A 10,151-nucleotide genomic window follows, 5' to 3' on the forward strand; every position below is an offset into this window, starting at 1 on the left:
GGGATGAGGGGGAGGGGGAAATGAAAAGCGCCCGCGAGGGGGCTCCTCCGGGCGCAATTCTTCGATGATCAAGGGGTAGGTCAATGGGGGCAGGTCTGTCAACCCGAAAAGTGAAGCGGATTCAACGGCTTCTAATGAATTGGCGTCCCGTGGTGGCTTCCGCCCACCTGGCTTCCCCGGAGGTGGCTTCCCTGGCTTCCCGCCGGGAATCCACCCCGGCCAGCTCCCGATTCCGCAAACCGCTGATCTGACTCACGAATTCCGGCATCAGGTCGCAAGGTGGCTTCCGCCTGGCTTCCCCGGTGAAACTGCCTCACGCTAGCGAACCGCCGCGCTGCGCCCCCCCCGCATACGTTCGGGGCCGGGGAGGAACCAGAGGAGGGGGGAGTCTAGGACTCACTGAACCCTAGATCTCTCATGCGCCCGAGCGCATCGAGGGCATGGCGTGCCTGCAGGTCCGAGGGGATCCGGCGCGGAATTGACGCGCAGACTTCGAGGATCTGCATGTCTTTGGGCGTGAGGCGTTTCCGCTCGCGTCCCCAAGCCAAAACCTCCTTCCAGAACTCAGCGCCCAAGGTCACTACCTCCGATTGGGCATTGATGCCCTCGGTCATTGCCTTCTTAGCCTTCTCGTCGCGCTTTGCCGCCTTGGCGGTATCCACGAGGGTCAGGCAGGTATCGAAGTCATCGCCATAGTTCAGCGTCCGACCCTTCATCCCGTTCCAGCAGGCCTGCTGCTTTGCCCATTCCGACATGTTGCGAACACCCGCCGGAGGATGGGTGATGACATCGTGTGCCTCTGCGGCCGCCAGAAGCAGAGCGCGCTGAAGGGCCTCTGGAACAGACTGCCGCCTCCAGATCGCATCGAGGTCGAGGACCTGCTTCTCGCCGTTGGCATCGTGGAACACCTTGGCCATGGAGTAGGTGACGATGTTGGCGCGATAGCCACCCTCGTACCATGGTTGCTTCGGAACCTCTGTCTCGAGCCAGCGAAACACGATCGCCTTCGAGATGAGCCGCTTGTACCAGAGCTCGTCGTACCGGGCGTCGCTCTTGGACCATGCTTCGCCGATGTCCTTGGCGAATTCCGCGAAGTTCTTCTGGGCGCCACGCGAAACGATGTGCGGCTGGCCGGCCGCTGAGAATTCGAACTTGGCGAGATCGGTCTTGCTGAAGAGCTGCGTTTTCGGGAATTCAAGATCGAACTTCTTCAGATGGGCTGGTGTCAGCTTGGCGCGGGCATTGATGAACTGTCCGCGCGAACGCTCGTAGAACCACTTGGTGTCGTGACGTTCGCCAGCGCGCGCCGGGAAGAGGACGCTGCGCGAAAACTGTTCCATCCGGATATGGAAGGGATGGTTCGAGAAGAAATCGGCAGCGTTCACCTTGTTCTGAGTGTTCGCGTATTCCGAGATCTTCGGCACGATGTCCTCAGACCTGTCGGAAGGAACGACAGTGAGTTTCATCTGCACGAAGACTTGCGGGAGCTGTTCCTTCGCAGACTTCAGCCCAGCGTGGATTGACCCGGTTGTCTGAGCGCCATTGACGATCTGCAGGTTGCTGATCGACGCAACCGCCAGCCCGTCATCCGTCCTTACGCAGGACACGGCATCGGCTGTGGCTGACAGGCCGTTGTTGTACGGGAAGAATAGCTCGGGTTCCTCTTTGATGGTCTTTTGGATTCCCTTGTTGGTCTTGGCCCTTGCCTGAAGGAAAGACCGGACGTTGGCCTCGAGAAGGCGTGCGCCCCACTTGTCGTAGATTGCAGCCAACTGCTCCCCCGGCAAGATCAGGAGGTAGCTTTCGAGGGCAGCTCCCGTCTGCGACGCCTTGAGCGCCGGAAGGGGCGCCCCGAAATCCCGGGCAAAGTCGATGACCATGTCCTCGCGGGCCTGTCCCGACCTGTCGAACCGTTCGAAGCGCGCCAAATCCCAGACTGACCATGTGATCGGCACGTCGCCAATGTCGGCCAGTTTCACCGTATCGTCGCGGCCGATGTACTGTCGGTTGGAAATGAGGATCAATTTGACCTTTGTGACCTGCGACCAGGTCGTGATGATCAGGTCCGAGACCTGGAAGGCGGGGTTGGCCTCGTTCAGCGAGTCGCGGAATTCCTCGGTCTTTGCCTTCTTCAGAAATCGGATCAGGGGGTTCAGGATCGGGGGCACATCCCCTTTGCCAAAAGTCTGAACGGTGTCGCTGTCGGCGAAGTCGCACACGATCAGCCCCAACACGCCTTCGCTGTCCCGCGGATCACCTGCATAGCCGTCGATCCTCAGTCTCTGTGCACCCTCACCGCTCTGGAAATAGGCGCGATCTGCGACTTCCAGTTCACCGGCCTCGGTCAACCGCTCGGTCATCCGGTCGAAGAAGGCTTCCACAGGAAAGACTCCGCTGGCGTCCGCTTCGCGACGGATATCCGCCATCAGGTTCTGGTGATATTCTTCTAATTCGTTCATGTCTGATCTGCTTCGTTCAACTTCTCCTGCACCGCGCCCCAATCCGTACGGAAGGGAGTGCAGGCAGAAAGGGCAAGGGCGTAGGAAACCGCAGACAATCCGAGTGGCACGGGGGCGGCAATCCGCGGGAAGTCCTCGGTCACGGCATGGAAATCGGGGGCCGAGACGATCCAGCGCCAGGCCGAATAGTCGTGCACGATGTCAAATCCGGCATCAGCCAGGTGCAGATTCCAGTCCATGATGGCTGAAGGCTCGGTCTGTTCCAGAAGCTCGGTGACTTCCGAGATATACTCGGTCAGCGTGCGGCCGTGCGGCGGCTGCACCTTGTCGACGGCCAGCACCGCCAGCCACAGGCGTCGATCCGGCACATCTGCCAGCTGGAACTCGTTGGTGATATTCACGAAGGGTTGCGAAGCCCCGCGCCTCGCCTTGACCTCGATGCAGTCGGCCTTCAGTTCGAAATCCTTCGGTGCGCCAGAAGGGCCTGTCCAAGCGGTCAACGCCGGTTTGGCGCCGAGCGTGTAAATCAGCAGCTTCAACACTTCGATCTCGCCGATCAGGCCCTTCTGGGCTTCTTCCGACAAAACCTCGAGCTTTCCGCCGCGCAGCAGATAGTGCCAGCGGAAGGTGCGGCCGATGGCGCGCTCCAAGGCTTCAGCCTCGGTCTCTGCAAGCTCGCCTGCAGCGATTACATCGCGGCAGAGGGTTTCGAACAGTTCAAGCTGGGCGTTGTCCTTGAGCCGGATGTAGAGGATCGGGCCACCGGGGAGCGTCTGGAACCGGATTTCCAGGTTTCGCAGCTTGGGCAGGTCCGGAGCAGGCTTCGGCAGGTCAGCCAGTTGCAGGACAAGGGCCACATCGGCGCGCGGCATCACTGCCCAGAACCAGTTCCACCGTGCCGATGCCGAAACCCGGCGCGTGTCCACCTTTCCGGCCTCGAGACCGGACCACGGCGTGTCAGTCGGGATCACCAAGCGCCTCCTCCTCGATTTCGTCCTCGCCGAACATCTCGCGCATCCGGATGGTGTTGACGATGTATTCCACGGTGCCGCCCTGAACGTCGGATGGCGGGAAGCAGATGCTCCATGCCAGAACCAGTCCAGGCGATTTGGCCTTCAGTTCGTCAGGGACCACAGGTTCGACGAAACGGAGGATGATCAACGGGCGGCGCCCCCGGACCTCGCAGAAGATGCGGGGCGGAAGGGTTTCCGGAACAGGCTTGCCGTCCCGAATCCGCTCTTCACGAAAGGTATTGGTGGCCGCGTCGATCTGTTCCTTGGTTAACCCTACACGCTCGTCGCCAGGCGAACCGACGCGTCTGCTGGTGCCGCTGATTGCGAGGACGCCCTGCCGCAGATCCGGCTCACCGACCGATCTGCCGAAGGCCCGCATGTCGATCCCGGACAGATCGGCGGATGTCGCATCCGCCTTCTGTGCGCTGGCGAAGAGGACATCCCACTCCCTGAGCTCGGTGTCGGCGCGTGCATCTATGTAGTCAGACATCAGCCTCGGATCGGTGAGGGGATCAGAAGCATCGGCTCGGAATGCACGCAGGAAATCGCGGATCAGATCGACCGAGACGCCGCTGAAGAGGGTTCCGCGGGAAGGGTTTTGCGGTGCCCGCCCGCTGGCCCGGATTGCCGCCGCCAGTGCCTGCCCGGCCTGTCGGTTGCGGTCCAGTTGATCGCGATCTGTGCGGATGCGTGTCGTTTCGACCAGCTTTCCTGCTAGGCCGACTTTCATCGGGAACTCGCGCCCCGTCCCCATCTTGTTCCGCGCCGTCACGATCAGCGATTCCGGATGGCTGCGCACGGCTAGACCAAATTGCTCTGGCGTGGCCTTGGCCAGCTCCATGCGCTTCAGCTGGGTCTGCAGGTCGTCCATGGCTTCGTGGATATGGGCATACCAGCCAACGCCATCAGCAGGGATCCAGATCCGGCACAGGTCCTCGTAGCCCGGCCGGTAGCCGAACCACCGGCCCATCTGCATCAGCGTGTCATACATCATCGAGTTCCGCAGGAAGTAGCTGATGGTCAGCCCTTCCAGCGTCAGCCCGCGCGAGAGAGAGAAACCGCCGACGGCAATCACCGTCACGCCATGTTCCCCGCCCTGGTCGTAGTCGAGCGGCTGCGACCGCTTTGAGGCGTTGACCTCGACAACACGCGCGGCAACCAGAACCTCGTGCAGGCGAGCCTGGACGTTGGGCCAGTCCGCGCCCTCGGCCTCGGCGAACTCGGCCTCCCAGACCGCATGCAGGGCAGCAATCTCGGGGTTGCGCAGCGCTGCCTTGCCCTTGGCACCATCAACCGCGACCGCGTCTCGCATCCTGTCGACCACATCAGCCACCCGGGACCGCAACCGCCCCTGGACATCCGTGAAGCGTGAGGCGTTGATCAGCATCGAGGCATGCGCGCCCTGTTGGCCCCGGGCATTCCGGATCGCCCGCGCGACGATGAATGCGCGCACGGCACGGATGAGGCTTTCCGGCAGCACATCGACCGGATGGTCGATCTTGTGCTTCATCGGCAGGATGTCCTCATTGTCGTCGATCAGGCGGACATGCCGTTCTCGGGCATCAAGGAACACCTTCTGCGCCCCGAAGTAGTTCGACGGCGCGTCGAGGCCGATGATGAAGTGCCGCGGGAACAGGTCCTGCTTCAGCGTCTCGTCGTCGGTATCCGGGTCGATGAAGATGTTGGCGAAGGGCGTGGCCGTATAGCCGACGTAGCAGCTGCGGTGGAAAAGCGAGAGGAGTTCGCGGATCTGGCCGTTGATGCGGGTCACCTCATCACGCGCATAGGCCGTGTTGATTGAGGCATTGTCCGCTTCGTCGTCGATCAGCAGCATCGGCTGGCTGACCATCTGAGTGCCCTGATGGACGGAATGTTCCTTCAGCCATTCCAGAAGGTTCTTCAGTGTGCTGGAGTTCTTCTTGATCACCAGCACGACGGGCACGTTGTATTGCCCGATCTGGCTGGTGTTCGTGGTGGCCGTCGCCTTGTTGAAATCGCGCAGGGTGTTTGTGAGAGACACCGGAAACTCGCGCTGATCGAACTGGCCGACTCCGATGATCTTCTGGCGTTGCGCCCTGTTGGCATGGGCCAGCCGCCCGGTATCCCGGCCGATGAAGCCCTCGTCGATGCGGGCCTGGGTCTGGTTGCGAAGGTTGTTGTGGATGCCCGCGATCACGACGATCAGGCGATAGCCTGCATCCGCCGCCTTGCAGATCAACCCCGTGTAGTTGGCGGTCTTGCCGCTTTGCACATGTCCCACCACCATCCCGCGGCGGCTCCAAGCGCTCAAATTGCGCGGATCGCCAAGACGATCCAGCACACGATCCGTCACCTCGTCCGTCGCGTCGATCACCGACTTCGGCAGTCCCTTCAGATTCAAGAGTTTGCGGTACCGGCCCCAATAGAAGTCTCCGATCTCGCCGTTGATCCGGGCGTCATGCAGCCAGGGACGGAAATCCTCTGCATCGACAATGGCGCCAAAGCCCATGCTGATGCCGTATTTCTCCTCGATCAGGCGTGCGAGTTCCTCTGCGTCATCATCTTCGACCTGGCCTGCGAACAACGGCATGACACGCAGTTGGGCGATGATCTCCCGGATCGACTGCGCCGTATGGGGGCCGGGCTGCGACGCCATGTACATGGATGTCATGCCCTCGAGGCTGCTCAGGATCTGCTTCACGTGTCTTCCTTTGTCTCGATCGTCGCGGCGATGATGCGTTCCGTGTCTTCCCAGGCCGATCTGAACGGATCGACGTCCTTCATCAGCGACTTGATTTCCTTGATGTCCTTGCGCGCGCCCAGAAGGACCGAGAGGGTTGCCTGCACGGCTTGGGCGAGCGTGTCTTCGTCCACCCGATCCGGGACGATCTGTTCGGCCGTGCCTGCCATGTCTGCGTGCAACGTTTCGATGGGCAATGACGCCCCGACCAGAGCAATGCAGTTGAAGAAGCCACGCCGGAGGTCCGGGGGCAGGCTTTCGGCGAAATCGGCAAACGCCGGGTGTTCGATGTTCGGTCGGTAGCGTATCTGCCCATCTGCCTGAATCCGGTGCCACATGGGCAGCCGTTCATGATCGACGAGCCTCTGTCCCCGCTTGCTGTAGGTGCGCTTCGAACCGGCAAGAATGCGTTCGATGATCTTTTTCAGTCGATCGCGCACGACAGGCGGAAGCTGTGCCGAGGACTTCTTGACGTCGATTTTCCAGTCCGCGTCCATGCTGTTGGGAATGTCGATCCTGACCCGGGACAGCTTGGTCAGTTCGGACTGGCGGCACAGGCCAAACCATGTGCCATGCAGGATCAGGCGCTTGCCGCGATAGAGATAGAAGCCCTGTGATTTCAGGTGACCCTCAGGCCCGCCGATATCCTCCCATTCCGTCTTTCCCATCTGCTTGTGATGGGGAAGCGTGAAGCTCTGGATCTCCACGTCGCCCCTGATAAGGGTCAGCTTTTCTTCCGGGTCTGAAATGGTCGCGGGGTTCTTTCTGGCAAACGGATCAAGGGGACGAAGCAGTCGCCCGTTCAGGAGAATGCGCAGCGGTTTGGCATCCTCCATGAACCGATGAAACACGAGGCGCAGGTGGCGCTCTGTTTCAGCGATCCTCTGGTTGATGACCTCCGCGCGCTTGGCCGCATTGTGGGAATAACCGCCAGTCAGTCGGTCAAGTTTCTGCCAGAGCACCAGCGTACCATGCTGCCCCAGCTTCTCGACGCCCGGGATGAGATCGAAATGATCGGGCAATTGGACCGCCCATTCGTTCCGTTCGGCAACATCATCAAGGTCCCAGATGGCTGCGCTGGTTTGCTCGGAGCGCCGGGACACGACCGTGAGCCGACGGCACTGAGAGAAGCTGGCGCTCTTCAGGCCGAGACCAAACCGACCGAGGTCCGGTTCATCACGTGTGGCCAGCGGGTTCCTGCTGCCGGGTCGCATCGCTGCGACAAGTTCGTCTTCGGTCATGCCCAGGCCATCGTCGATGATCGCGATATAGGGCTCGTCCGAATAGGTCTCCGTGACAATCTCGATCCGCTGCGCACCAGCGGTAATCGAATTGTCGATGATGTCTGAAATGGCCGTTTCGAGGGAATAACCGATATCCCTCAGGCCCTCGATCAATGCCGCGGCGTGAGGAGTGGCATCTGCCCGTCTTGAAACGACAATTTCCTGCATGCGAACCCTTGGCAGTACGATCACGATCTACTCTGGCGTGAACGGATCGTCGTTACAAGGTGCGGGAGGTGCCTCAGAGCTTGAGGGTGTCCGGTTTTGTCAGGGATGCATGGACGAGCGCTGCAATCTGCCTTGCAAGGAAAGGCGGGACCGCATTTCCAACCTGCACATACTGCTGTGTCCTGTTGCCGAGGAACAGGTAGTCGTCGGGGAAAGTCTGCAACCGGGCAGCCTCGCGCACCGTCAGGCTGCGGCACTGGAGCGGGTCCGGGTGGATGAAGTAGTGACCGTCCTTCGAGATGTGGCTGGTCACGGTCGTCGAAGGCTCGTGTGCAAGCTGGACGCGAAAGCGGTCATTGAAGACGCCGCTGTACCAGTTACGGTGATCCGGACTGAGGGCCATCGGGAAGTCGGCCGCCTTTGGGCTGTAACCACGCACCTTGCCGAAGACTGCGGCAAACAGGTAGCGACCCAGGTCCGTGGCCATGTGGCCCCTGGTTTCGTGCTGGGCCAGCGCGCACAAGCCGGGACGCTCCAACCAGCGCATCAAGTCGTCATTCGACGTTCCGTAGGCCGAAGGCAGCATGGCGGAGGAGCGGCGGGTTTCGGCGCCGTGCTTCAGGACTTCATTGATCTCGCGGAATTCCGAAGCGAGGGTACCGTCTTCGGCGCTCTTGGAAATCTTCGCGAGCAGTCCGGCGAACCCTGCGACCTCCTTTTTCCATGCCTCGGCGGTGTCTGACGCGCGGCTGATGCCGCTGCGCAGAGGCGGCATGTTGCCGATGGTCTCATCGACCGTCCGGGTTGAGCCCGACACCGAAATGCTTGCGCCGACCGCCCGGGCCGCCAGATCGGACCTGATGCCGACGATGATGACGCGGTGGCGGCGCTGCGGAACGCCGAACTGTTCGGCCCGCACGATGAAGTCGGATGGCTGTGCCGCCTCTTGCAGGGTGGCTGTTCCATCGGCAAGGCGGATCGTTCGAAGCTCGTAGTGATGGCCGTGACCCGTACCCAGCGAGGCGAGGTCTTCCATCATCATCTCGAAGACCAGTCGGCTTTCGACGGTCGAGGACAGCATGCCCTTGACGTTTTCCATGACGAAGGCGGCCGGTCTCAACCGGTCCAGAACCCGGATGTACTCGCGGAAAAGGTAATGCCGGTGGTCTTCCTCCGGGACGTAGTCCGTCTTGCCGCGCGAACGGGCCCGTCCGACCAGCGAATAGGCCTGGCAGGGAGGGCCCCCGATCAGGATCGTGTCGTCGAAGCGCTGGCGCAGCCGACCGATAGCCTCGTCGATGGCTGCTGCGGCTGCTTCACTGCCCAGCTCGAGACAGCGAGCTTCGGCTGTCGCCTCTGCCCATGCGGCGGCGTCCACCCCGGACCAGTCAGGTTCATCCGTCAGACCAGCATGAAACTTCACGAAGGCTTCCGGCAGGGTGCCGTGTCGCGAGACATGATCACGCAGAAAGGCGCGGAGCCGAAGTGTCCGATGTGCCGATGCCTCCTTCTCAACGGAAATCCCGATATGGAACGGATGCTGGCCGCCAGCCTCCAGCGAGGCGAACCCCTCTCCAAGGCCTCCCGGACCTGCAAACAGATCGACAATGCCGAAAGTGGCTGGCAAATCAGAGACCTCTCGAATTCGGATCATAGGCTGTATACCAAGTCCACCGGCCGAGGCCAGGAGGCAAATGACCGACATCGTCGACAGCCAGACCCGTTCCCGGATGATGGCCGGGATCCGCGGAAAGGACACGAAGCCGGAACTGGCCCTCCGGCGGTCCTTGCATGCGCTGGGCTTTCGCTATCGGCTCCATGCCAAGGGTATACTTGGGAAGCCTGATCTCGTGCTGCCGAAATACAAGACCGTCATCTTCGTGCACGGGTGCTTCTGGCACCGGCACCCGCGCTGCCGTTACGCAACTACTCCGGCAACACGCTCGGAATTCTGGGCGTCGAAGTTCAGCGCGAATGTGGCACGGGACAGTGCCGTTAGATCGGCGCTGTTGCTGGCCGGTTGGAGGGTTGCGACAATCTGGGAATGCGCCTTGCGAACCGAGGCTGGTGTTGCAGCCGTCCGGGACGCCGTTTCGGGATGGCTTCCAGGTGATGGTCGAGAGCTTGAAGTCGGAGAGACGGACATCGGGGCGCCCAAAGACCGGAGAAGCGGCCTGGCAGGGTCTGAACGGACATGAACCGTCTGAGCACAGGTCGGAAAGTCCGGAGCGGCCAAATGACGGTCTGTCTGACATGTCACCGGCTCCCTTCCCAAGGTCGAATCTTCGGCATCGCCATGGTCACTTCGAGTTCGCTCAACATCCTGCCCGCGCTGAGCCCCTCGCGCACCCAGTCCAGCGCCTGCCGCCAGTCGTCATAGCCGCGCCTGGCGGCCTCGATCTGATGTGGATGGGGGGCAAATGTGACGGGGCAGGCAAGGATTTCGACGGTCTTCCATTTGGCGTGCGCACCCTGCCCGCGCGCCCGGATGCGTTCGGTGCCGACGACG

Annotated in this window: 6 protein-coding genes and 1 pseudogene; 1 reads left to right on the plus strand and 6 read right to left on the minus strand. The window is 61.5% G+C overall.

The features are described 5' to 3' along the window. Nucleotides 1-389 precede the first annotated feature (389 nt). The 5 genes from ACK4IU_RS13855 to ACK4IU_RS13875 all read right to left on the minus strand — a co-directional run bounded on the left by ACK4IU_RS13855 (nucleotide 390) and on the right by ACK4IU_RS13875 (nucleotide 9,269). Nucleotides 390-2,459, minus strand: coding sequence for an AIPR family protein (locus ACK4IU_RS13855; RefSeq protein ID WP_409736202.1), 2,070 nt, complete (start codon nucleotides 2,457-2,459; stop codon nucleotides 390-392). Beyond that, nucleotides 2,456-3,430 carry a PD-(D/E)XK motif protein gene (locus ACK4IU_RS13860; RefSeq protein ID WP_409736204.1) on the minus strand — a complete coding sequence of 325 codons (975 nt, stop codon included), beginning with the start codon at nucleotides 3,428-3,430 and terminating at the stop codon, nucleotides 2,456-2,458. Before ACK4IU_RS13860 ends, ACK4IU_RS13855 begins: the two co-directional genes overlap by 4 nt. Beyond that, nucleotides 3,417-6,152: a Z1 domain-containing protein gene (locus ACK4IU_RS13865; RefSeq protein WP_409736206.1), complete on the minus strand. Its 2,736-nt coding sequence runs from the start codon at nucleotides 6,150-6,152 to the stop codon at nucleotides 3,417-3,419. The genes ACK4IU_RS13860 and ACK4IU_RS13865 overlap by 14 nt, the downstream gene beginning before the upstream one ends. Further along, a complete protein-coding gene (locus ACK4IU_RS13870) occupies nucleotides 6,149-7,642 on the minus strand; it encodes an ATP-binding protein (RefSeq protein ID WP_409736208.1) in 1,494 nt (497 codons plus the stop codon). Before ACK4IU_RS13870 ends, ACK4IU_RS13865 begins: the two co-directional genes overlap by 4 nt. Nucleotides 7,643-7,715: 73 nt before the next feature. Then, complete coding sequence (locus tag ACK4IU_RS13875; RefSeq protein ID WP_409736214.1) at nucleotides 7,716-9,269, minus strand: DNA cytosine methyltransferase; 1,554 nt, start codon at nucleotides 9,267-9,269, stop codon at nucleotides 7,716-7,718. A gap of 67 nt (nucleotides 9,270-9,336) precedes the next feature. Here ACK4IU_RS13875 and ACK4IU_RS13880 point away from each other — a divergent pair, with 67 nt between their 5' ends. After that, the gene (locus tag ACK4IU_RS13880; protein WP_409736210.1) at nucleotides 9,337-9,840 is read left to right on the plus strand and encodes a very short patch repair endonuclease; all 504 of its coding nucleotides are present in this window, start codon (nucleotides 9,337-9,339) and stop codon (nucleotides 9,838-9,840) included. Nucleotides 9,841-9,898: 58 nt separating this feature from the next. Here the strand turns inward: ACK4IU_RS13880 and ACK4IU_RS13885 are convergent. Then, nucleotides 9,899-10,151 (minus strand): annotated as a pseudogene (locus tag ACK4IU_RS13885) (hypothetical protein); the annotation flags it as partial.

The sequence above is a fragment of the Tabrizicola flagellatus genome (assembly GCF_046295235.1).
GTDB lineage: Bacteria > Pseudomonadota > Alphaproteobacteria > Rhodobacterales > Rhodobacteraceae > Tabrizicola > Tabrizicola flagellata_A.